21 protein-coding genes are annotated in these 22,894 nt (G+C 70.1%); 16 read left to right on the top strand and 5 right to left on the bottom strand.

The annotated features are described in order from the left end of the window. The first annotated feature begins 49 nt into the window (after nucleotides 1–49). Nucleotides 50–1,594 carry an ABC transporter ATP-binding protein gene (locus tag ACIGWZ_RS08795; RefSeq protein ID WP_400063238.1) on the top strand — a complete coding sequence of 515 codons (1,545 nt, stop codon included), beginning with the start codon at nucleotides 50–52 and terminating at the stop codon, nucleotides 1,592–1,594. A 129-nt stretch (nucleotides 1,595–1,723) separates the two neighbouring features. On the opposite strand, the gene ACIGWZ_RS08790 is transcribed toward ACIGWZ_RS08795, so the two are convergent. Next, a complete protein-coding gene (locus ACIGWZ_RS08790) occupies nucleotides 1,724–2,635 on the bottom strand; it encodes a cobalamin-binding protein (protein ID WP_400062283.1) in 912 nt (303 codons plus the stop codon). Nucleotides 2,636–2,998: 363 nt separating this feature from the next. Between ACIGWZ_RS08790 and ACIGWZ_RS08785 the strand changes: the two genes are divergently transcribed. Continuing rightward, entirely contained in the window at nucleotides 2,999–3,838 is an 840-nt protein-coding gene (locus ACIGWZ_RS08785) for an SDR family oxidoreductase (RefSeq protein ID WP_400062281.1), read from the top strand. A gap of 74 nt (nucleotides 3,839–3,912) precedes the next feature. On the opposite strand, the gene ACIGWZ_RS08780 is transcribed toward ACIGWZ_RS08785, so the two are convergent. Next, entirely contained in the window at nucleotides 3,913–5,751 is a 1,839-nt protein-coding gene (locus ACIGWZ_RS08780) for a glycoside hydrolase family 15 protein (protein WP_400062279.1), read from the bottom strand. 654 nt (nucleotides 5,752–6,405) lie between these two features. On the opposite strand from ACIGWZ_RS08780, the gene ACIGWZ_RS08775 reads away from it, so the two are divergent. The 5 genes from ACIGWZ_RS08775 (at nucleotide 6,406) to ACIGWZ_RS08755 (ending at nucleotide 10,081) form a co-directional block, all read left to right on the top strand. Beyond that, nucleotides 6,406–6,633, top strand: a complete 228-nt coding sequence (locus tag ACIGWZ_RS08775; protein WP_400062277.1) for a ferredoxin — start codon at nucleotides 6,406–6,408, stop codon at nucleotides 6,631–6,633. Beyond that, on the top strand, nucleotides 6,630–8,021 hold the full coding sequence (locus ACIGWZ_RS08770) for an NAD(P)/FAD-dependent oxidoreductase (protein ID WP_400062276.1): 1,392 nt from the start codon (nucleotides 6,630–6,632) through the stop codon (nucleotides 8,019–8,021). The genes ACIGWZ_RS08775 and ACIGWZ_RS08770 overlap by 4 nt, the downstream gene beginning before the upstream one ends. Nucleotides 8,022–8,034: 13 nt before the next feature. After that, the gene (locus ACIGWZ_RS08765) at nucleotides 8,035–9,258 is read left to right on the top strand and encodes a cytochrome P450 (protein ID WP_400062274.1); all 1,224 of its coding nucleotides are present in this window, start codon (nucleotides 8,035–8,037) and stop codon (nucleotides 9,256–9,258) included. A gap of 45 nt (nucleotides 9,259–9,303) precedes the next feature. After that, a complete protein-coding gene (locus tag ACIGWZ_RS08760) occupies nucleotides 9,304–9,537 on the top strand; it encodes a hypothetical protein (protein ID WP_400062272.1) in 234 nt (77 codons plus the stop codon). Nucleotides 9,538–9,619: 82 nt separating this feature from the next. Continuing rightward, the gene (locus tag ACIGWZ_RS08755) at nucleotides 9,620–10,081 is read left to right on the top strand and encodes a cupin domain-containing protein (protein ID WP_400062270.1); all 462 of its coding nucleotides are present in this window, start codon (nucleotides 9,620–9,622) and stop codon (nucleotides 10,079–10,081) included. A gap of 311 nt (nucleotides 10,082–10,392) precedes the next feature. Here ACIGWZ_RS08755 and ACIGWZ_RS08750 read toward each other — a convergent pair whose 3' ends face one another. After that, entirely contained in the window at nucleotides 10,393–11,226 is an 834-nt protein-coding gene (locus ACIGWZ_RS08750) for a PIG-L family deacetylase (protein ID WP_400062268.1), read from the bottom strand. 190 nt (nucleotides 11,227–11,416) lie between these two features. Further along, the gene (locus tag ACIGWZ_RS08745; RefSeq protein ID WP_400062266.1) at nucleotides 11,417–12,085 is read right to left on the bottom strand and encodes a TetR/AcrR family transcriptional regulator; all 669 of its coding nucleotides are present in this window, start codon (nucleotides 12,083–12,085) and stop codon (nucleotides 11,417–11,419) included. A 56-nt stretch (nucleotides 12,086–12,141) separates the two neighbouring features. On the opposite strand from ACIGWZ_RS08745, the gene ACIGWZ_RS08740 reads away from it, so the two are divergent. The 9 genes from ACIGWZ_RS08740 to ACIGWZ_RS08700 all read left to right on the top strand — a co-directional run bounded on the left by ACIGWZ_RS08740 (nucleotide 12,142) and on the right by ACIGWZ_RS08700 (nucleotide 21,761). Further along, nucleotides 12,142–13,590, top strand: coding sequence for an MFS transporter (locus ACIGWZ_RS08740; RefSeq protein WP_400062264.1), 1,449 nt, complete (start codon nucleotides 12,142–12,144; stop codon nucleotides 13,588–13,590). Further along, nucleotides 13,587–13,988, top strand: coding sequence for a cupin (locus ACIGWZ_RS08735; protein WP_400062262.1), 402 nt, complete (start codon nucleotides 13,587–13,589; stop codon nucleotides 13,986–13,988). The genes ACIGWZ_RS08740 and ACIGWZ_RS08735 overlap by 4 nt, the downstream gene beginning before the upstream one ends. A gap of 77 nt (nucleotides 13,989–14,065) precedes the next feature. Next, nucleotides 14,066–14,761 (top strand): alpha/beta hydrolase, encoded by a 696-nt coding sequence (locus ACIGWZ_RS08730; protein WP_400062260.1) that lies wholly within the window; start codon nucleotides 14,066–14,068, stop codon nucleotides 14,759–14,761. A gap of 287 nt (nucleotides 14,762–15,048) precedes the next feature. Further along, nucleotides 15,049–15,618, top strand: coding sequence for a dihydrofolate reductase family protein (locus ACIGWZ_RS08725; protein ID WP_400062259.1), 570 nt, complete (start codon nucleotides 15,049–15,051; stop codon nucleotides 15,616–15,618). Between the two features lie 8 nt (nucleotides 15,619–15,626). Then, entirely contained in the window at nucleotides 15,627–16,568 is a 942-nt protein-coding gene (locus tag ACIGWZ_RS08720) for a GNAT family N-acetyltransferase (RefSeq protein WP_400062257.1), read from the top strand. A gap of 100 nt (nucleotides 16,569–16,668) precedes the next feature. Continuing rightward, nucleotides 16,669–17,337 carry a CatB-related O-acetyltransferase gene (locus tag ACIGWZ_RS08715; protein WP_400062255.1) on the top strand — a complete coding sequence of 223 codons (669 nt, stop codon included), beginning with the start codon at nucleotides 16,669–16,671 and terminating at the stop codon, nucleotides 17,335–17,337. Nucleotides 17,338–17,517: 180 nt separating this feature from the next. After that, complete coding sequence (locus ACIGWZ_RS08710) at nucleotides 17,518–18,411, top strand: virginiamycin B lyase (RefSeq protein ID WP_400062253.1); 894 nt, start codon at nucleotides 17,518–17,520, stop codon at nucleotides 18,409–18,411. Between the two features lie 86 nt (nucleotides 18,412–18,497). Then, complete coding sequence (locus ACIGWZ_RS08705) at nucleotides 18,498–18,845, top strand: YciI family protein (protein WP_400062251.1); 348 nt, start codon at nucleotides 18,498–18,500, stop codon at nucleotides 18,843–18,845. Between the two features lie 231 nt (nucleotides 18,846–19,076). Further along, nucleotides 19,077–21,761, top strand: a complete 2,685-nt coding sequence (locus ACIGWZ_RS08700) for an ATP-binding protein (protein WP_400062249.1) — start codon at nucleotides 19,077–19,079, stop codon at nucleotides 21,759–21,761. A 296-nt stretch (nucleotides 21,762–22,057) separates the two neighbouring features. On the opposite strand, the gene ACIGWZ_RS08695 is transcribed toward ACIGWZ_RS08700, so the two are convergent. After that, nucleotides 22,058–22,852, bottom strand: coding sequence for an MBL fold metallo-hydrolase (locus tag ACIGWZ_RS08695; RefSeq protein ID WP_400062247.1), 795 nt, complete (start codon nucleotides 22,850–22,852; stop codon nucleotides 22,058–22,060). Nucleotides 22,853–22,894: the final 42 nt, after the last annotated feature.

Below are 22,894 nucleotides of genomic sequence, written 5' to 3'. Positions count from 1 at the left end.
CCGGACCGGAACGCCGGGCGCGTCCGCCGACCCGGGCACCGCCGAACCCGTGGCCGAGGTCCGTGACCTGCGCGTCGTGGTCGGCGGCAGAACGATCGTCGACGGGGTGAGCGTGCGGGCCCTGCCCGGCAGGATCACCGCCCTGGTGGGCGCCTCCGGCAGCGGCAAGACCACCACCGGCCTCGCCCTGCTCGGCGAGTGTCCGCCCGGTGCCCGGGTCACCGGCGGCATACGCCCGGTCGCCGACGGCCTGGCCGGCTACATCCCGCAGCATCCGGCGGCCGTCCTCAACCCCGCCCGCCGGATCGCCGCCCTCCTGACCGACATCGCCCGCACGCACGTACGCCACCTGCCCCGCGGCGAACGCCGAGCGGCGATCCGCGAACGCATCCTGCGCGCCCTCTCCGACGCCCAACTCCCGGACGCCGAGAGCCTGTTGCGGCGCTACCCGCACCAGCTCTCCGGCGGCCAGCAGCAACGTGTCGTCCTCGCCCAGGCGCTTCTGCTCGGCGCACGAGTGATCGTCGCCGACGAACCCACCACCGGCCAGGACCCCCTGACCAAGAACCGCATCGTCGACCAGCTAGCGGCCGTGGCGGCACGCGGCATCGCCGTCGTCCTGCTCAGCCATGACCTGGACGTCGTGCGGGCCCTCGCCGACGAGGTGCTCGTCATGCGGGCGGGCCGGGTCGTGGAGTCCGGGCCCGCACGGCGCCTGTGGCGCGCGCCCCGGCACGAGTGGACCCGCCAACTGCTCGACGACCGGCCCTCGTTCGTCGGCCCGGACGCCTCGGCGGAGTCCGCCACCGCAGCGGCCGTACTGCGCGTACGGGGCCTCACCGCCCGCCATCGCGACGGCGCACGCGGCGCGACCGTGGTGCTGCGGGCCCCCGAGCTCGACCTGCGCCCGGGCGAATGTCTGGCCGTCGTCGGCCGCTCCGGCAGCGGCAAGACCACTCTTGCCCGCTGTCTGGCCGGCCTGCACCGCGAGCACGACGGCGAGACCGTCCTCGACGGCACCGTCTTGCCGCGCAGCCTGCGCCACCGCAGCCGAGCGCAGCTGGCGGCCGTGCAGTACGTCTTCCAGGACGCGCGCGCCACCTTCGACGAACACCGTGCCGTCCTCGATCAGATCGCCCGCACCGCGATACGTCTGCGCGCCACCGACCGCCGCACCGCACAGGCCGACGCCCTGACCACTCTGACCCGCCTCGGCCTCCCCGAGCACCTCGCCCGCCGACGCCCCGGCCGGCTGTCCGGCGGCGAGCTCCAGCGTGCCGCCCTCGCCCGCGCCCTGCTCGCCCGCCCGCGCGTCCTCATCTGCGACGAGATCACCTCCGGCCTGGACACGGTCACCCGCCGCGGCCTCCTCGACCTCCTCACGACGCTGCTCCGCGACCGCGCCGACCTGTCCCTGATCCTGATCACCCACGATCTGGACACCGCGGCCCTGGCCCACCGCATCGCCGTTCTCGACGCCGGAGAGGTCGTCGAACAGGGCCCGGCCCGGCGGGTCCTCACCGAACCGAGGCATCCGTTCGCCGTCTCGCTCATGGCGACCACGACCCGGCCGGGGGCGGGAACGAGCCCCTGACCCGCCGCTCAGGAGACGACGGACCGCGCACTGGCGCGCAACGGCCGGTGCGGCAGTGAGACCCGCTCGCCACCACCCCGCCTCCTTGGGGTGGCGGTCATGATCCGCCAGGTCCGGACGCGCGCTCCTCTACAACAGCCGGGCCTCGGCCGCTGTCACCGTCTCGCCCGCGCGCACTCCGTGCAGGACGTGGGCCAGAACCTCCACACCGCGGATGACGCGTGGGCCGGGGCGGTTGAAATACGCCGGCCCGTCCAGGACCCATACCTTCCCTGCCCGTACGGCGGACAGCTCCTGCCAGCCCGGCAGGGCGGTGAGCAGCTCCCTCTCCCGCAGGGTCCGTTCGGGCGGGAAGCCGCACGGCAGGACGAGGAGGACGTCGGGGTCGGCCGCGCGCACCGCCTCCCAGGTCATGGGCTTGGTGTGCTCGCCGGGCGCGGCGAGCAGCGCCCGGCCCCCGGCGTGGCTGATCTGTTCGGGCACCCAGTGGCCCGCCGGCCACAGCGGGTCGAGCCATTCGATGGCCACGACGCGGCGCCGTGGACGGTCCGATGTCAGCCGGGAGACGCGCTCCAGGCGGCGGCGCAGGTCCGCCCGGCACTGTGCGGCCCGCTCGCGGACCCCGAGCAGATCGCCGACCGTGACCAGACAGTCCAGCACGTCGTCGAGGGTGCGCGGCTCCAGACTGAGCACCCGGGTACCCGTGTCGAGGACGCGTACCGCGCGGCTGACCCGCTCGTAGGACACGGCGCACACCTCGCACAGGTCCTGGGTGAGCACGACGTCCGGTTCCAGGGCCGCGAGCTTTTCGGTGTCGAGCGTGTAGAGGGAGGAACCCGAGTGCGCGGCTCCGCCGACCGCGTCCGAGATCTCCCGGCTGCTCAGGTCGTCCGGGCTGAAGTCCGCGCCGGTCACCACGGGCACGGATCGCACGGCCCGGGGTGGCCAGTCGCATTCGTGCGTCCGGCCGACCAGGTCGGTGGCAAGCCCGAGCTCGGCCACGATGTCGGTGGCGGCGGGGAGGAGCGAGACGATGCGCATGCTCCGACTGTAGGTGCGCCGGTGCGTGCCGGATCCGCTCGGGCGCCGGGCACGCAGGTGCAGGGCAGCGTCGGACGCCCCGGCACAGGGCGATCGTGTCGCCGGCGTTGACCGCCTTCCCGCGGGCGGCAGTGGCGATGCCGAACTGCGCAGGGGCGACCACCTCGTGGAGCGGCCGGGCCGATCGGCGGTCGGCACGTCCCGGCCGGCTGTCCCCGCCGACCGGGCGAAGATCCTCAGTCGGTCGGCGCAACGCAGGCCCCGCCGGACGTGTCGCTCTTGGTCCCCGGTGATTCCGTGGGGCCTCAACCTCCGGGCCACGACCCGGCTGACCTCGGCCACGCAGTGGAGGAGACCTTCATCGTGAGTTCCCCCCAGGGCGCACCTCAGGGTGTCGTCCCCGCGCACCTGCTCAAGGGCCAGAAGGCGATGGTCACCGGGGCGAATTCGGGAATCGGCAGGGCCACGGCCGTCGCCCTGGGCCGGGCAGGGGCCGATGTGGTCGTGAACTACGTGGCCGGCCGCGAGGAAGCCGACGAGGTGGTCGACGAGATCACGGCCTTCGGGGTACGGGCGGCGGCCTACGAGGCGGACGTGTCCGACGAGGACCAGGTCGTCTCGATGATGGACCGGATGGTCCAGGAGTTCGGCACCATCGACATTCTCGTCGCCAACGCGGGACTGCAGCGTGACGCCCCGTTCACCGAGATGACTCTGGCGCAGTGGCAGAAGGTGCTGGACGTCAACCTCACCGGGCAGTTCCTGTGCGCACGCGAGGCGACGAAGGAGTTCCTGCGGCGCGGCGTGGTCCCCGAGGTCTCACGCGCCGCAGGCAAGATCATTTGCATGAGTTCCGTCCACCAGATCATCCCGTGGGCGGGGCACGTCAACTACGCCTCCTCCAAAGGCGGGGTGCAGATGATGATGGAGACGCTGGCCCAGGAACTCGCCCCGAAGAAGATCCGCGTGAACGCGATTGCCCCGGGGGCCATCAAGACCCCGATCAACCGCGATGCGTGGGAGACGCCGGACGCCCGGAAGGACCTGCTGCGGCTGATCCCCTACGACCGTATCGGCGACCCCGAGGACATCGCCCATGCGGTCGTCGGCATGGCCTCCGACCTCATGGACTACGTCGTGGGCACCACCCTCTTCGTGGACGGCGGGATGACCCTCTTCCCGGGCTTCGCCACCGGGGGCTGACGCGCTCCATCGGCTCCGGAACTCGGCCCCGTGCCGCCGACAGGGCGCGGTCCGGCCGGCCGCACCGTGCCCTGCTAACGCCTCTCGAGGGCCGCGTTCAGGGTGATCGCCGCATCGATGAGGGCGAGATGCGTGAACGCCTGGGGGAAATTGCCCAGCTGACGGCCCGTCGGGGCGATCTCCTCGGAGAACAGGCCCAGATGGTTGGCGTACCCCATCATCTTTTCGAACACGAGCCTGGCCCGCTCGGTTCGCCCTGCGCGGGCCAGGGCGTCGACATACATGAAGGTGCACAGCGAGAAGGTTCCCTCGGATCCGCGCAGGCCGTCGGGCGAAGCCTCGGGGTTGTAGCGGTAGACCAGGCTGTCGCTGACCAGTTCCTCCTCCATCGCGTCGAGGGTCGACGTCCACATCGGATCCTCGGGGATGATGAATCCGACCGTCGACATCCGCAGCAGCGAGGAGTCGAGCACCTCACTGCCGTAGTGCTGGACGAATGCCTGACGTTCCTCGCTCCAGCCCTTGGCCATGACCTGCCGGTAGATGTTGTCCCGTGCTTCCTGCCAGTGTGCGGCCGTGGCCGGCCGGCCGTTCGACTCGGCGAGCCGCAGCGCGCGGTCGAACGCCACCCATGACATCACGCGGCCGTACGTGAAGTCCTGGCGTCCGCCGCGGGTCTCCCACAGGCCCTCTTCCGCCTGGTCCCAGTGCTCGGCCAGCCAGTCGAGGTTCTTGAGCAGCGAGGTCCAGCCCCGGTGCCCGGCCTGGAGTCCGTGCCGGTGCGCGAAGTAGATGCTGTCCAGGGCCTCACCGTAGATGTCCAGCTGAAGCTGTGTGGCGGCGCCGTTGCCGATCCGCACCGGCGCGGAACCCGCATACCCTTCCCAGTGATCGAGAATCTGCTCGTCCAGGTCGGAGGAGCCGTCGACCTTGTACATGATGTTGAGCGGGCCCGTCGCCCCGTCGCCGCCGGCTCGCTCCAGGACCCGGTCACCCAGCCACGTGAGGAACGCTCTGGCCTCCTCGGTGAAGCCCAGCCCCAGCAGGGCGTACACGGAGAAAGAGGCGTCACGGATCCAGGTGAAGCGGTAGTCCCAGTTGCGCTCGCCGCCCAATTGTTCCGGGAGTGCCGCCGTCGGAGCGGCCACCAGGGCGCCGCTCGGGGCATAGGTCATGAGTTTGAGCGTGATCGCGGAGCGCTCCACGGCCTCGCGCCAACGCCCCGAGTACCGCGACCGGCTCAGCCAGGAGCGCCAGAACGCGACGGTGTCATCGAAGAGTTGCCCATAGTCGGCAAGGCGGATCTCCCTGGGCGGCCCGTCGGCGGCCCACTCCAGGACCAGCCCGCGCTGCTGGCCCGCCTCCAGGGTCAGAACGGAATGCAGGTCGGCCTGCCGGTCCGTGAGGACGTCCGCCAGCCGTGCGTCCCCCGGTTCACGGATGGGGTGCACGGTCAGTTCCGCACCGTCGTCCGAGGCGAACACCGCACCGCGCTCGGTGATGTGCAACGTGTGAGCCCTGCGCCCGTAATCGAACCGCGGCGCGATGTCGATCTCGAACGTCATGCTGCCACGCACACAACGGACCAGGCGCACCAGCCGGTGACTGTCCGCGACCGTCGTACCGGTCAGAGGCATGAAGTCGAGGACCTCACCGGCTCCCGCCTCGGTCATGAACCGGGTCACCAGGATCGCCGTATCGGGAAGGTACAACTGCTTGGTGGCATAGGTCTCGTGCCTGGGCCGGACCGTGCAGTGCCCGCCTCTGTCCTTGTCCAGGAGCGCGCCGAACACGCTGGGCGAGTCGAAGCGGGGGAAACAGAGCCAGTCGACGACCCCATCGGTGGTCACCAGCGCCGCGGTTTGCAGATCACCGAGCAGACCGTGGTTCTCGATCAGTGGGTAGTCGTCCATCGGGGTGCCCCTTTCGGTGTGCCATTCACCGGTTGCACCCCCTGGATCAGCGTAAGCCGAGGGCCCCGCTTCCACCCGCCGGGCTCGGGTCACCCGGCACGCTCCCTGGCGATGCGGACGTGCGGTGGCACGACGAGTCGCCCGAGCCGGCGAGGAAGTCGACGACGGCCGCGAAGGAGTCCGGCGTGTCGATGAGAGGGGAGGCAGGCCGCAGACCCAGCTCAACGGCTTCCGACCGCAGGCCGGAACCGCGCGCCACCGCGCCAAAACCCAGAGTGACCAAGATGACCGGCAGAGAGCCGACCGCTGATCGTCGCATGACCACGGCACGCAACGATGGCGTGGACCACCGGTGCGAGGGGGTGCGATCGCGCCCGCGCGTGCCCTTTTCTCAGGGTGCGGGTGAGGTGCGCGCAGTATACGCTTTTGGTACGAACATCCGGTTTTCCAGGCGGCCTTACCCGACGGTCGCCTTGGTCGCGATGATCAATTCTTTCTGTCGAGACCCGACGAGCGCGGTGCGTCCCCTCGCACTTCGCCGGGGCGGGCTACAGCCGAACCTTTTCTCTCAAGTCTCAAGCCCGTCTCGCGCTTTGCGCACCGGAGTGGCGCCGGCTCCAGGGTCCGCAGCTTCCAGCCCCTGTGGAGGTCGGGATGAGAGTTGTCGTTGATCTTTCCCGATGTGAAGGGTACGCACAGTGCGCGTTCCTGGCGCCGGACGCGTTCCGGATGCACGGCGAGGAAGCACTGATGTACGACCCGAACCCCGACGACGCCCAACGCGACCGGGTGCTGCGCGCCGCGGCGGCCTGCCCGGTCCAGGCGATTCTCGTCGACAAGCTGGAGGGACGGGACGCCCCGGTGGAGGCGCCGCCGTCATGACCAGCGCCGACACCCTGCAAGCGTTCAAGCGCGACGGCCGCATCGTGATCGTCGGGGCCTCACTGGCGGGACTGCGGGCCGCGGAGGCTCTGCGCGACGAGGGTTTCACCGGCTCGTTGACCATGATCGGTGACGAGTTGGGAGAGCCCTACGACCGGCCTCCGCTGTCCAAGCAGGTACTGACCGGGTGGGTGCCGGCCGGGGGCACCACCCTGCCGCGACGTCGTGGCATCGATGCGCAGTGGCTGCTGGGCGTGCCCGCCAGCGGGCTGGACCTGGCCGCCAACCACGTCCGTCTCGCCGACGGACGCGAGGTCCCCTTCGACCGGGTGCTGATCTCGACCGGGGTGCGGGCCCGGCCATGGTTCGTCGAGAGCGAGGCGGCCCTGGACGGCGTGTTCGTCGTGCGTACCCGCGAGCACGCCGAGGGCCTGCAGCGAGCCCTCGCCGCGGGGCCCTCCCGCGTCCTGGTCATCGGTGCGGGGTTCACCGGCTCCGAGATCGCCTCCATCTGCCGCGAACGGAACATCCCGGTGACCGTCGCCGAACTCGCGCCGGCCCCGCTGGTCGGAGCGCTCGGCGCCATGATCGGTGATGTCGCGGCCGATATGCAGCGCGCTCACGGCGTCGACCTGCGCTGCGGTGTCAAGGTCACCCAGCTGGAGGGCGACGCCCAGGGGCGGTTCCGCCGCGCTCACTTCGACGACGGAAGCACCATCGATGCCGACGTGGCCGTGGTGGCACTCGGAGGCATCCGCAACACCGAGTGGCTGCAGGAGTCGGGGCTGGCGGCGGGTGTCTGGGGAATCGCCTGCGACACGGGCTGCCGCGCCCTCGACCTCAACGGCCTGATCACCGACGACATCTTCGTCGCCGGAGATGTGGCACGCTGCCCGAACCCGATCTACGAGTACCGGCTCATCTCGCTGGAGCACTGGGCCAATGCCGTGGAGCAGGCCGAGGTCGCGGCGCACAACATGCTCAGTGGACAGGCGGACCGCTGGCCCCACCTGTGCATCCCGGTGTTCTGGTCGATCCAGTTCGGCGTCAACATCAAGTCCGTCGGCGTGCCGACCTTCGCCGACGAGGTGGCCGTCACCCAGGGGTCGGTGTCCGACCGCCGGTTCGTCGCCGCATACGGCTATCAGGGCCGGGTCACCGCGGCGGTGAGCTTCGACAATGCGAAGTGGCTGGACCACTACCGGCAGCTGATCGAGACGGCCGCACCCTTCCCGCCGCCCTGCCCCACGCCCGACCAGCCCGCCGATATGAAGCCGATGCCCGTCGACTTCCCCGGCCCCACCCTGCTCGCCCAGGGCGCCACGGTGGTCGTCACCGGCCATGACCCAAGTGAGCGGCGTGTGACGTCCGCGTGGCAGCACCGGTAGGAGGCAATGCGAGATGACCACGACGGAGACACCCGACACACTGCACCGGATCCTCGACTACTCCTCCCGGGCCGACCCGTACCCGCTGTACGCCGAGCTGCGCAAGACCCCGGTGGCCCTGCAGGAGGACGGCAGCTACGTCATCAGCACCTATCGCGAGCTCACGGACCTGCTGCACAACCCTCACCTGAGCTCCGACATCCGCAATCTGTCGCATCCGATGCCCGCAGCCGAGGGAACGGCCACGCCGGCGTTCATCAACATGGACCCGCCCGAGCACGACCGCCTGCGGCGGATGGCGATGCGGCACTTCGGCCCCCCGCACACTCCGGGGCTGGTGACCGGCCTGGAACCCGACTTGACCACCATCGTCGGCAGCCTGATCGACGCCTTCGCGGGCAAGGAGCAGATCGACATCGTCGACGACTTCGCCTACCCGTTCCCCGTCGCGGTGATCTGTCACCTGCTCGGCGTGCCACGCGAGGACGAACCGAGGTTCCACCTGTGGGTGGACGACGTCATCAACGCGCTCGACTACGACCCCAAGACCGACCCGAAGGAAAAGGTGGAGAAGGGTGTGCAGGCGCGCAAGGAATTGCGCCAGTACCTCGGCGGGCTGCTGGAACAACGCCACGGCCGACCGGGAGACGACCTGTTGTCACGGCTGGCCAACGACGACGGGCCCGACGGGCGGATGGCCGACGACGACATCGTCAGCACCGCCAACCTGCTGCTGATCGCCGGCCACGAGACCACCGTCAACCTCATCACCAACGGCATGCTGACGCTGCTGCGCCACCCGCAGGTACTGCAGCGACTGCGCGACGAACCGGACCTGGTCGTGCCGCTGGTGGAGGAACTGCTGCGCTACGAGCCCCCCGTGCACATCATTCCGTGGCGGGCGGCGTACAGCGACATCACCGTCGCCGACACCGTCATCCCCAAGGGCGCGCAGATCATGCTCATGCTCGCCTCGGGCAGCCGCGATCCGAACCACTTCCACGATCCCGACCGCTTCGACCCCGATCGGCGTGACAACCAGCACCTCGGGTTCGGCAGCGGCATCCACCTGTGCTTCGGCGGGGCGCTGGCCCGGCGGGAAACCCAGATCGCGCTGAGCGAGCTGGTGCGCCGCCTCGACCGGCCCCGGCTGGTCGCCGACCCGCCGCCGTATCGGCGTAGCCCCGTTCTGCGCGGTCCGATCCATCTGCACGTCCAGCAGAGTGCCGGACAGTGAACCCCAACCCACCTCACCGTCCCTGAACGCCCCTTGGAGGGCGCCTTGGGCGGGCTGCCCCTCGGCCGGCAGATCTCCACGCCGGCCCTCTTCGTGATCATCGCTTCTCTCGGCGTCCTCGCTCCGCTCGCGGTGCTCCTGCTCATGAGGGAGCGGGCACAGGCCATGCTCGCCAACTGGAAGGACTCGTTGCAGCCGAGCGCCTTGGCGATGACCGGGGCCGGAGGCGCACTGACGCTCGGCGCACGCCTCGCCTCACCTGCGCGCACTTTGCCATAACGGCAACAAAGGTTGTCGATTCCGGCACGGGAGCCGCAACCTGGGTCCCGACCAAGACCATCGAGAACCGGAAGGCTGCACAATGACTGCACATGGAGACGCCGGGGCCGCGCTGGGCGCCGGTGACAACGCGCCGCCCAACAACCGCGTCCACCGCGTTCGTTCCGGCGAGTTGGACGGCTACGCCGCCATCAGCGGTGGCACGGTCGGCTCGAAGAAGCTCTGGATGGGCCTGGTGGAGAACCCGCCGTTGAGCGCAACGGACAACCACCATCACGGCGACTCGGAGGCAGGCATCTACGTGGTCAGCGGTCACCCCGTGTTCGTCTACCACGACGGCACACAGGAGGTGCGGCTCGCCGCCGGTCCCGGCGACTTCTTCCTCGTCCCCCCGTTCGTCCCGCATCGCGAGGAGAACCCCGACCCGAACGAGCCCGCGGTCGTCGTGATCGCTCGGACCACTCAAGAACCGATCAAGGTCTCCGTGCCCGAGCTGTACCCACTCGAAGAGACGGCCGCGCAGCATCATGGCGGGTCCTCGTAGCCCTTGCGCCGGTACCGGACGAGCGAGGAGCCGCGCACGGGAGACGCTCTCCCGTACGACCGACTTCGCCGAGGGTGCTCAGCTCTGATGCCCGGTCACCACCCTGCCAGGGGCCGTCGCGGCGCCCTGTACTGCTCCTTGGCTGTCGCACACCTTCCGAGCCGGCAGCCCGCAGGTCTCCCACCTGTACGGTTACCAGGTGGTTGCGGGCTGCCGGAGCGGAATCCGCGTGGAAAGCCTCCGGGTGTGTGACGCGCTCGATCGTGCCGTGCGGCCGATGGCCTTCCCCAGGCCCCGCTCGGACGGTCGGGTCAGCGCAGTCCGGCGAAGAGATCGTTCTCGGGTACGGCCGCGCCGGTGGCGTCCTGGACACGTACGAAGGTCTCCATGCCCATCAACTCGCCGAACCTCTCCTTGCCCATCTTGAGAAAGAATATGTTCTCGCCCTGACTGGCGTGTGCGGCCAGCGCGTCGAACTTCTGGCCGCTGAATGCGGTGGTGTCCACCCACGTGGTGATCTCATCGTCGGGGAGGCCGATCTCGGCCATCGCGGCGGCCTCGGCAGGATCCGGCTCCGGCATGTCCTCATGGAACTCGCGCATGATCTCCCCGAACCGCTGCATCATCGAGCGGGGCATCGTCGTCCAGTACACCTTCGGTGTCAGCGCGGTCATCTCCAGCGCCGCCATCGTGATGCGGTGGGCCTGGATGTGGTCGGGGTGGCCGTAGAAGCCATTCTCGTCATAGGTGACGACCACATCGGGTCGGTAGTGCCGCATGAGTTCCGCGAGTCGGGCGGCGCCTTCCTCCACGGGGGTCTGCCAGAAGGATCCAGGCGCGTCGTTGCTCGGCCAGCCCATCATCCCGGAGTCGGCATAGTCCAGCATTTCCAGATCGCTGATCTTCAGGGCTTCACAGCTCGCCTCCAGTTCTTGACGGCGCATCAAGGCGACGGCCGCCGGATCGTGCCCGGGATCGCCCGGCTTGGCACCCCCCGGTCCGTCGCCGCAACCGCCGTCGGTACACGTCACCAGAACCGTGCGGATGCCTTCCGCCGCGTACTGCGCGAGGACCCCTCCGGTTCCGGTGGCCTCGTCGTCGGGGTGGGCGTGCACTGCCATGAGCGTCAAGGGCCGGTCAGTCATGAACAAGTCCTCCTGCGGAAATACGTCTTGGTTCGAGTGCGCGGCGGGCGTACCGCGATCCCGGGGGCCGGATCCTGTCGGGCCGGATGACCTTGTTCCCACCCGTGCGGCGCCGGTCCCTCGGTCGATGCAACAGTGCCGGCCGGACCGGATGTTCCCGGCGAGGCCGCTCGGCCTTTGAATGAGCAGGTCAACGGGCAGTCAGGAGGCCCTCCACCAGGGCACGGAGCCCGTCCAGGTAGGTGTCCTCGGCGGTCAGCGGCGCCCAGCGGTCCGCGACCTGTGCCAAGCGGGGTAGCTCGCTCGGGTCGAGATCGGCGAAAACTCGCTCGCGGTAGGTAGGCCCCTCATCGTCTGTGCGCCGCCGGGCCGCTGTCGTCCGGACCACGATCTCACCGGCGGTGTAGTACCAGATCGTGCGGTATCCCTGTACGGCCCGCTCGGGGGGCAGGCCGCATTCGACCAGGCCATCGACGATCTGCTCGACAAACCACAGGGCGGATGTGGACATCAGGTCGTCGGCGGTCAGTACCTCCACGATCCAGGGGCAGGCGGCGAGCGCCTCGTGGATCGTGGCGGCGGCGACGACGATCCGCTCGCGGGGCCGGGCGGGCAGTTCGGGTCGGCGCAGCGTCCGCGCGGCGTAGTCGTCCAGCAGGAGGACGAGCAGTTCCTCCTTGTTGCGGACGTGGTGGTAGAGCGCCATCGGAGTGCTGCCGATCTCGGTGGCCAGCCGCCGCATGGTCAGCCGGTCCACGCCCTCCGCGTCCACGATACGGCGGGCCGTCTCGACGACCTCGTCGCGGGAGATGCGGGGCGGTCGGCCGAGGGTTTTGCGCGGTGCGGAGGGTTGCGGCATGCCCTCATCATCCCCCAGGTGTCGACAGCGGTGATCCCTGAGAGTACTTTCCTTACATGTATAAAAACTCGCGAGGGCGCCCCGGCGTGATGCTTGCGGCGGTGGCCATCGCCCAGTCCGCCGTCGCCCTGGACTTGTCGGTGGTCAACGTCGCACTGCCCGAGATGCGCACCGCGTTGGGGTTCGCCCCGCTCGGACTGTCGTGGGTCGTGCACGCATACGCACTCACGCTCGGCGGATTTCTGCTGTTGGGGGGCCGCGCATGCGACCTGTACGGCCGACGTCGGCTGTTCCTGCTCGGCATGGTCGTCTTCGGACTGTGCTCACTGACAGGCGGGCTGGCCCAGGCACCCTGGCAACTGATCGCCGCCCGCGCCGGCCAGGGCCTGGGTGCCGCCGCGGCCACCCCTGCCGCGCTGGCGATGCTCACCACCACGTTCACCGAGGGCCCGCAGCGCGTGCGCGCGCTCGGAGTGTGGAGCGCGGTGAACGCCGCAGGGGGCGCGCTGGGCGTGCTGGCGGGTGGGCTGCTGACCCAGTACGCGGGTTGGCGCTGGGTGATGCTGATCAATCTGCCCCTCGTGGCGGTGGCTCTCGCGCTGGTACTCGCAGGCGCGCCCGCCGAGGAACGCCCCGCCCGGCGCCAGAGGCTGGATGTGCTCGGTGCCGTCCTGGCGACCGGCGGAGTCGGGCTGCTGGTGCTCGCTGTCGTCCGCACCGATGCCCAAGGGTGGGGGTCACCGGCCACGTTGGCGATGCTCGTCGCCGCGATCACGCTCCTGGCCGCTTTCGTCTTCGCCGAATCCAGGGCTGTCGCACCGCTGTTGCGCCTCGGCCTGCTGCGTAGCCGCTGGGTAGCCGGTGCCAACGTGCTGGCGTTCTTCTCCACGGCCGGGCAGTTCGCGGCGTTCTACTTCGTGTCCCTGTACATGCAGCAGGTTCTGGGCATGGGCGCCGCAGCGACCGGCGCCGCGTTCCTGCCCTTCTCCGCGAGCCTGGTCGCGGGCACCCTCGTCGCGACCCGCGTCACCGCGGCCCGCACCCCCCGTGCGTCCCTGGTACCCGGCGCCCTGCTGGCCGCCGCGGGCCTGGCCTGGTTCGCCTTCATCAGCCCCCACGGCAGCTTCCTCACCGGCGTACTCGGCCCCTGCATCATCACCGGCGTCGGTGTCGGACTGGCCATGGCCCCGATCGTCGCCGCCGCGACCACCGGCGTCACCCCTCGCGAGGCCGGCATGGCCTCCGGCCTCATCAACAGCTCCCGCCAACTCGGCGGCTGCATTGGCCTGGCCGTCCTGGCCACCGTCGCAGCACACCGCACCGGCACGGCCACCGACCCCGCCGCGCTCAACGACGGCTACGCACTGGGCCTGGCCGTCGCCGCCGCGCTCTTCGTTCTCGCGGCCGTCGTGGCGATCGGCGTGCTACCCCGCCGTCGAGCCGAAACCCCCGACCCGCGACCCACCGCCCCCGCAGAGATCCGACTGGAAGGAACACCCTCATGACGACGACATCCCTCGCATCCCTCGACCTGTTCGCCTCCGCGCTGCACCTCCACCCCGACGGCGAAGTCCGAGTCACCGAACGGCGGATGGCGAACGGCGGCGGCGCCTGGCAGATCGCAACATTCCATGTGGAGACCGACGCCGACGTGCACGCCGACCACTGGGAGATGCACCCGGAGGCAGAGGAAGCGGTGTGCTGCCTGACCGGCGGCGTCCGCCTCTACCTCCGTCCCACCGGGCCCGGCGGCGCCCAGGACATGGTGCGGTTGCAGGCAGGCACCGCCGTGATCGTCCCCCGCGGCCGATGGCACCGCCTGGAGCTGGACGCCCCCAGCGACCTGATGTCGATCACCCTTCGCCAGGGCACCCGCCTCGAAAAGCGCACCGACACTCGCTGACTGCGGGGTGGCCCGGCCGACCCTGTCGCCGGGCCACCCTTTCCTTGGCTGGAACCCATCAAGACCAGGAGGTCGTCATGAGAGTCGTTTTTGTGCATGGAGCATGCGTCAAGGACGGATCGTGGTGGTGGCACCGCACCGCTGGGCTGCTGGCCGAGCGGGACGTCGCCAGCGAAGCGCCCGCCCTGCCGAGTTGCGGCGAGACGGGTGAGCCGGCAAGCGCGCGAGGCCCGGGGCTGGCGGAGGACGTCGCCGCGGTCCGAGGGGTACTGACGGCGAGCGACGAGCCGACCGTCCTGGTCGCCCACAGCTACGGCGGCATCGTCACCGCGGAGGCAGCGGCAGGCGTCGAAGCCGTGCGCCATCTGCTGCTCGTGTCCAGCTACCTGCCCGAGGTCGGGCAGAGCCTGTCCTCGTTCGGCGGCCAGGAGCCCGCCCGGTTCCTCGACATCGATCCCGAAGGTGGCACGTTCACCGTCCGGCCGGACGCCCTGGCCGAGACGTTCCTCCAAGACTGCGGTCCGGAGATCCAGCGACAGGCCATGGACAAGACGGCCCGGCAGAGCCTGGCGGTCCTCGAGCAGCCGGTGCGGTCCGCGGCCTGGCAGCACGTGGCGGCGACGTACCTCGTCTGCGCACAGGACCGGGGCACCCCCGCCGCGCTGCAACGCGAGTTCGCCGGCCGGGCAGGCAGCGTCGTGGAACTGAACGCCGGCCACCACCCGTTCCTGTCCCAGCCGGCCGCCGTCCGCGACCTCGTGCTGAGTTTGTGACGGCGACCGGCGACAACAACGCCGTGGAGGCGCGCCGGGAACTCGTGCCGGCCCGTCTGCTGATGCCTGCCCGTTGCACGCCCCTCGGGTCGTTGCGGAGCGGAGCTGTACGGCGGCGCTCGCGCCTGCGCCGCGTGACGGCAGCGGCCGACGCCTCTACTGATGTCGCCCCAGGCGAGTCACCGTCGCGGCAGGTCACGTTACGTCGCGGTGACTGATGTCCCGCTGGCGCAGGCTGCCTAGTCTCGTGTCTGTCCCTGGCAGCAACGGATCGAAAGCGGGCCCACATGCGTCGGCTGACGTATTTCATCGGCTGCAGTGTCGACGGCTTCATCGCCGGTCCGGAAGGGCAGCACGACTCCTCCGGATTCGACGGTGACCTCAAGGCCGCGATTCTTGCCGAGCACCCCGAAACCGTTCCGGACCACGTCCGCAGGTTGCTGGGCGTCGGCGCCACGGCGAACCAGAAGTTCGACACCGTCGTCATGGGGCGCGGCGCCTACGAGACGGCTCGGGCGACCGGCGTGACAAGCCCGTATCCCCATTTGCGGCAGTACGTGTTCTCCTCGACCCTGATACGTCCCGACCCCGAGGTGGCTGTCGTAGCCGATGACCCGGTGGAGTTCGTCCGCGGGCTGAAGCGAGAACCGGGCATGAGCATCTGGCTCTGTGGTGGCGCGGTGCTGGCCGGTCAGTTGCTGGGGGAGATCGACGAGTTGATCGTCCACCGCTACCCCGTGGTACTCGGCGACGGCATCCCCCTGTTCCGCACCTCATTCGCCCCTTCCCACTTCGCCCTGACCGGGTCCCGGGTCTTCAGCACCGGGACGACCGTCACCACGTACGCCAAGCAGTAGGAGAACACGTGTTGTTTCGACGCACGACCGAGGCCGATCTGGAGCGCGTCGTAGAAGTGGTCGTGGACGAGCCGGTGGGCTGGATAGGCGCGGACCGCTATCGGGCCGAGTTGCGGCAGGGGATGTACCGGCCTGAGTGGACCTGGATCGCCGAGGACGGTGGGCGGGTGGCGGCGCGAGCCCTGTGGTGGGGACGGACGGACAGCGCTCACCCCCTCGCCCTGGACTGCCTGTACGTCGACCCCGCATGCGCCGACCGGGCGGAAGTCGCGGCCGGGCTACTGGCCGCTGGGCTGCAGGCGTTCGCCGCACAGGGTGCGCCCACTCCCCCGCAGTACAACCTGACGCTGCCCGTGGGCTGGCGTGACGACCCTGCGGCGGCGGCAGCCGTCGAATGGCGGGGCCGGGCTGCGGCAGGAGCCGGGCTCACGCGGGAAGTGGAACGGCTGCGCCTGGAGTGGACACCGGATTCCGGTCTTCCTCCGGCCAGGGGAAGGCTGGCCTTTGCCCCGGCGTCGGACGAGGAGTTCCTCCGGCTGTTCCGGCGGATAGCTGTCGGCAGCTTGGACGACGAGACCCGCAGAAACCTGGAGGCCAAGGGCGCCGAAGCCACCGCTCGGGGCGAAATGGATTTCTACCTCGGCTGCCCCGGCCGGCGCGATTGGTGGAGGCTGGCATACGCCCCCGACGGGCAGGTCGTCGGGCTTGCTCTCCCGTCCGCGACACCGTACGCCCGCAACGTCGGCTACCTGGGTGTCGTACCCGAATTCCGCGGCCACGGGTACGTGGACGATCTGCTCGCCGAGATCACCCGCATACACGCGGACACGGGCACCGAGCTGATCACCGCCACCACGGACACCGGCAACGCGCCGATGGCCGCGGCCTTCGACCGCGCCGGCTACCGGATCACAGAGATCCGCATGATCCATACCGCGCCGACGGCATGAGGACGGAGGCGACACACCCTGCCGCTGACCGACCGGACGGCCCTTGCCGCCGTGCGAAGCCCTTGGGGTGGGCGCCTCATTCAGACCACCTGCTCCATCGATGAAGGACGTAACGTTGTCTCCCGATCCGACCACCGTGCACCCGCTGCCTGCGCATGACCGCGTGGTGTTCCTCAAACCGATGATCACCTCACCGAAGATCGTCGTAGGCGACTACACCTATTACGACGACCCCGACGGCGCCACCGACTTCGAACACCGCAACGTGCTCTACGGCTACGGGCCGGAGCGTCTGATCATCGGCAAGTACTGCGCCATCGCCGCCAGCACCAAGTTCCTGATGGCCGGCGCCGAGCATCCGACGATGGGGGTGTCCGCGTTCCCCTTCACCATGTTCGGTGGCCGGTGGGCCGAGCAGACTCTGGACATCGTCACCGCGATGCCGAGTCGTGGTGACACGGTCGTCGGCAACGACGTCTGGTTCGGCCACCAGGTGACGGTGATGCCCGGCGTGCGGATCGGAGATGGTGCCATCATCGCGGCCGGCGCCGTGGTCACCGGTGACGTCGCGCCTTACACGATCGTGGGCGGCAACCCGGCCCGGCTCATCCGTCAGCGCTTCGCCGACGACGACGTCAAGCGTCTCCTGCACGCCGCGTGGTGGGACTGGCCCGTCGAGCTGGTCACCGAACACACCCGCACCATCATGGCCGGGACCCCGGCAGAGATCGAAAGTATCGCCAACCGGCGCGACGGAAGCGGCAGTTGATCAGCAGCAGTGCGGACGAGGAGCCGGTGGACGCAAGCCGCGCTCGCAGGCGTCAAGTTGATCACCATGCATGATGTCGCGAACCCCGCTTGTCGTCTCCGTGAGTAACGAACGGCGTGCGCAGGAACGGCCAGTGGGTGCGCGAGCGTGCGCGCCATGAGAAGAGGAGAGAGAGCCTGAATGGCTGTGTTCATCGAGGAGTTCGCCGTGGCCGAGGCCGGCAGCGGACCGTACGCGCTCACCAGCGGCCCGGACGGGGCGCTGTGGTTCACCATGGTTCACGGCGGAAGCATCGGTCGGCTCGTGCCCGGAGGCGAGCTTTCGACCCACCAACTCGATCCGGAATGCGGGCCGACGATCATCACTGTCGGGCCGGACGGGGCCTTGTGGTTCACCGAGCACCGGGCGCACCGCATCGGCCGGATCACTCTCGACGGCAAGGTCACGGAGTTCGCGTTGCCTACGGCGCAGTGCGGGCCGTTCGGGATCGCCGCCGGGCCGGACGGGGCGCTGTGGTTCACCGAGACCGCTGCCGACCGGATCGGCCGGATCACGACCGACGGCCAGGTGACCGAGTTTCCGCTGCCGGTCACCGGGGCCTTCCCCTCTGCGATCACCGCAGGCCCGGACGACGGGATGTGGTTCACCCTGAACCAGGCCAACGCGATCGGGCGGATCGGCATGGACGGGGCCGTCACCCTGCACGCCCTGCCGACCGACTCCGCCGCCCCGGTGGGCATCGCAGCGGGCCATGACGGCGCGCTGTGGTTCGTGGAGATCGGCGCCGGGCAGATCGGGCGCATCACCCCCGACGGCCGGATCACCGAGTTCCCGCTGCCCGACCGCACGTCCCGGCCGCATGCCATCACCCCTGACAGCACCGGGACGCTGTGGTTCACCGAGTGGGCCGCCAACCGCGTCGGCTCCCTCACCCCCGCCGGGGTGATCACCGTGCACGAGCTGCCGACCGCCGGCTCGGAACCCCACGGCATCTCCCTGGGCCGGGACGGCTCCGTATGGGCAGCACTGGAGACCGGCGCACTCGCCCGCGTCTCCACCAGGCCGGGCGCCTGACCCACATCCGGGCGGGCGCGCGCACGTTGCTCGGGAAGTCCGAGCACCACATTTCCGAACGACACACCAAACGAAAAGAGAACCCCATGAAATTCGCACTCGTGATCTTCGAGACGGACGAGTCGCGCAACAGGATCCAGACCGACCGGGACACCCACCGAGGAGCCTACGAAAGCTGGATCGGGCAGATCGCGGCGGCGGGCAAACTGATCAGTGGCGATGCGCTTGCGACCGAGGGCATCGCCGCGGTGACCGTCCGCAAGACCACCGACGGGGCGTCCACCGTGACCGAGGGGCCGGCGCACCCCGGGGAGGAGACCCTGGGTGGTTGGTTCGTGATCGACGTTGCCGATCGTGAGGAAGCCGTAGAACTGGCCAAGGGCCTCGGTACCCCCGAGACGGTCGAAATCTGGCCTCTGCTCGAATCGGCCTGAGTCGCGCCCCCGGCCGCGGGGACAGCGGGGTCCCGGAAGGCGCGTATGCACGGCGGATTCCTGCGAGCGCAGCCGATGTCCCAGCGAGCGCTGCCCGCACGATTTTTGCGGGCAGCGCTCGCTGGGCCGGAAGTCGGCACCTGGACCACCAGGGTCACACACCCCCGGACGTATAGTGGCGATCATGATGCTCGGTTACGGCCGGGGGACGCGGACCGGGGGGAGCGCGTGGTGCAGGGACGTGCAGAAGAGCAGTGCCATATCCGTCGGATACTCGCCGACGCCCATCGCGGGGAGAGCAACTGCAGGCTCCTGCACGGAGAGGCCGGCATCGGCAAGACCACCCTCCTCGAGTACGCGGTCGCCCACGCCGAAGGCATGAGCGTTCTGCGGGTCGAGGGCATCGAGTCGGAGATGGAGCTGGCCTTCGGCGGGCTCCATCAGCTTTTGCTGCCGGTGTTGGATCGGCTCGACCTGCTGCCGCCACCGCAGGCCGGGGCCCTGCGGGCCGTCTTCGGCTTGAGCGACGAGACCGTGCGGGACCGTCTCACCATCGGGCTTGCGGCGCTGACGCTGCTCTCCGAGGCGGCCGCCGAAAAGCCCTTGTTGTGTGTGATCGACGACCTGCAGTGGCTCGACCGACCGTCCGTGGATGCGCTGGTCTTCGCCGCCCGGCGGCTGCGGGCCGAAGGCGTCGTCATGCTCTTCGCCACTCGCGAGACCTCCCCGGCGGGCGGAACGAAGGCTCTGCCCCACGTGCCCCTCACCGGCGTCGACCGGCAGTCGGCCGCGTCGCTCTTGCCCGGCCTCGCGCCCCCGGTCACCGAGTGGATCATCGATCAGGCGCAAGGCAACCCGCTGGCGCTGCAGGAACTGGCAGCCGCCCTGACGCCGGCGCAGCGGGCCGGACAGCTGGGGCCGTTGACGCTGCCCGATGTGCAGGCGGCGCCACCGAGTCGACTGCAGGACGCCTTCGCCGAGCAGATCCGCCGCCTCCCCGACGCCACGCAGCGCATGCTGACGGTGGCCGCCGCGGACGACACCGGGGACCTGCCCACGGTACTGGCCGCCGGAGGCACGCTCGGCGGAGAGGTCAAAGATCTGGAGCCGGCCGAGCGTGCAGGGCTGATCTTCGTGTCCGGGCAGAGGCTGCGTTTTCGACATCCCCTCATTCGGTTCGCCGCCTATCAACGCGCTCCGCTGGCCTGGCGGCTGGCGGTGCACCAGGCGCTGGTCGCGGTCTTGGACGGTCACCGGCACGCGCACCGACGCGCCTGGCACCTGGCCGCCGCGGCGACCGGCCCGGACGAGCGGGTCGCCGGTGAGTTGGAGCGGGTCGCCGAGTGGGCAGGCAGCCGGCAGGCAATGGCCTCCGCGTCTGCCGCGTACGAGCGAGCCGCTCGCCTCACTGCGGATCCGTCGAGGCGCGCCCGCCGCCTGATCAACGCCGCGCAGAAGGCGAGCGAAGCCGGCCAGGACGAACGATGCCGGGCCCTCACCGAGCAGGTGCCGCTGCCTCTCCTGGACCCGGGCATGGCGGCGGACTTCGCCCGCGTACGCTCCGTGGTCGAGCTGGGCTATGGCAGCCCGGGGCAAGCCGCCCGCCTGCTGGCCGCATGCACGGACGCGGTTTCCGTCGGCCGTCCCGACAAACTCGCCCCTCTGTTGACCGACGCCATCCACGCGGCCTTCTCGGCCGGCGACGCGGCCCTCATGGTGGAGATCGCTGTGCGCACTCCCGGCCTGCCCGTGGTGGCTACGCCCGCGAAGCTGCTCGCCGGCGACATTCCCGGCGCACTTCAAACGCTGGACGATCACGTAGAGGCCGCTCGCCTCGCCGGAAGCGGCCTCATGGACCGGTTGATGGCCGGTATCTACTGCCACCTGGTCGCCGACCACGAGAGCGCGCACGAGCTGGCCGCCGCGGCGGTCACCCATTGCCGGGAGCAGGGCATCGGGGGGTGGCTGCCCACCACGCTGCATCTGCTCGCCCAAGCGGAACTGGCACTGGGCCGGCACGACGACGCACACGCACACGCCACCGAAGCACTCCGGCTTGCGGAGGCTTACGACCTGGACCACCGAGCCGCCCACCTGCGTGCCTTGCTCGCGGTGCTCGCGGCCGCCCGGGGGGAGGAGGAGCATGCCCGGGAACTGGCCGGCCTGGCACTGGAATACACCCGCCCCCGCGGCGTCGGACGGGGCACGGCGGATGCACTGTGGGCGCTGGGTCTGCTCGACCTCGGCCTCGGGCGTGCCCAGGCTGCGCTGGAACACCTGGAGGCGGCCCGGCAGGCAGCGGGTCACCCCCTCCTGGCCCGGCACCTGATGCCCGATCTGATCGAGGCCGCCGTTCGCGCGGGCCATCCGGAGCGGGCGAGGGAACCCGCGACACAGCTCATGAGCTGGGCAGAAGACCTCCGGCAACCCCACTTCACGGCACAGGCCCACCGGTGCGCCGCCCTGACCGGTCCGGACGCGTCGGCCGAGAAGCACTACGCATCGGCCCTTGACCTGCACACCCCGGGCTGTGACTTCGAGCGGGCCCGCACCGAACTGCTCTACGGCGAGTGGCTGCGCCGGGGCCGCCGCAAGCTCGACGCCCGCGCCCCTCTACGTACCGCGAGGGAGCTCTTCGACAAGCTGGGCACACAGCCGTGGGCTCGCCGGGCGGCCACAGAACTCCAGGCTGCCGGCGAGACCCCTCACCCGACCGATGCCATCGACTCACCTATCAGCCGGCTGAGCTCGCAGGAACGTGAAGTCGTCCGACTCGCCGCCACCGGGGCCACCAACCGTGAAATCGCCACCCAACTGTTCCTGAGCCCTCGCACCGTGGGGCACCACCTCTACCGCGCGTTTCCCAAGCTGGGCGTCAGCTCACGAACAGAACTCGCCGACCTCCTCGCCTCCTGACAACGGCGAGGTCCTGCACTCGGCGCGCCCACACCGCACGGGACGCGGGTGAGCCGCCCGCTGTTGGGGCGTTGAACCAGAGGTCGTCGAGGGCCAGTTGGCGATCCAGCGAGTTCACGCGCGAGTTCCGCAGCGCACTACACCCCGGTCAGACCCGACGACCCGGGCGAACACCTCCCGGCCGCTCACCGGGCGGGAGCCCTTCAGTGCGGTGCCCGGAATCGAGTCCGAGCGGACGGTCGATCCCGTTTGCGGGGGTGAGGTGGCTGCGGGCGCGGTTGTCCTGGCCGTCCGGCTCAGGCGCGCCGGCCCCAGTCCGGATCCAGGCGGTCGGCCAGTCCGGCGGCGGTGAACGCGGATTCCAATTCGTCGTGGCCCTCAGTGAAGTGGGCCCAGCTGTCGCAGTGGACGGGAACGACCCGGCGGGCACCGAGGATCCGGGTGGCCTCGGCGGCCTGGGCACTGTCCAGGACGAGCAGCGCGCCGTCGAAGAGGACGGGGAAGCGGGGGGCTCCGGCGAAGAGGACGGCGGTGTCCACCGGGGCGAAGCGCTCGGCGATCTCCTTGACCGCGTCGAGTGAGGCGTTGTCGCCACTGACGTAGACGGTGGGCAGGCCCTCGCCGGTCAGGACGAAGCCGATGACTTGGCCGACGACCGGCTCCACCTCCTCGCGGGCCCCAGGTCCATGTATGGCGGGTACGCCGGTCACGGTCACCGTGCCGCCTCCGGGGCGGTTCAGCTCGATGGATTCCCAGTCGGCCAGGCCCTTGGCCGTCTCGCCGAGGCGCTGTCCGCCACCGAGGGTGGTGAGGGTGAGCGGAACGTCGGCGAGCAGGGCCCGGCCGGAGTTGTCGAGGTTGTCGGGGTGCTCGTCATGCGAGAGCAGGACCACGTCGACGGGGCCGAGGTCGGTGGGGGTGGCGGTGGAGGGGGCGGTCTTGGTCAGGCTCGCGCCGGGCGCCGCGTAGTCGCCGGGGTCGTCGAAGGTCGGGTCGGTCAGGAAGCGCAGGCCGCCGTACTCGAAGAGGGCGGTCGGGCCACCGAGAACACGGACAGGGAACTGGTCGGTCGATGCAGGCACAGAAGACACAGGGAAAGCACCTCACGGATAGCTTCGGTTGAACCGTGAGAT

It is taken from the genome of Streptomyces sp. NPDC053427, from assembly GCF_044544985.1.
Lineage (GTDB): Bacteria > Actinomycetota > Actinomycetes > Streptomycetales > Streptomycetaceae > Streptomyces.
This window is presented reverse-complemented; position numbering and strand designations above follow the sequence as displayed.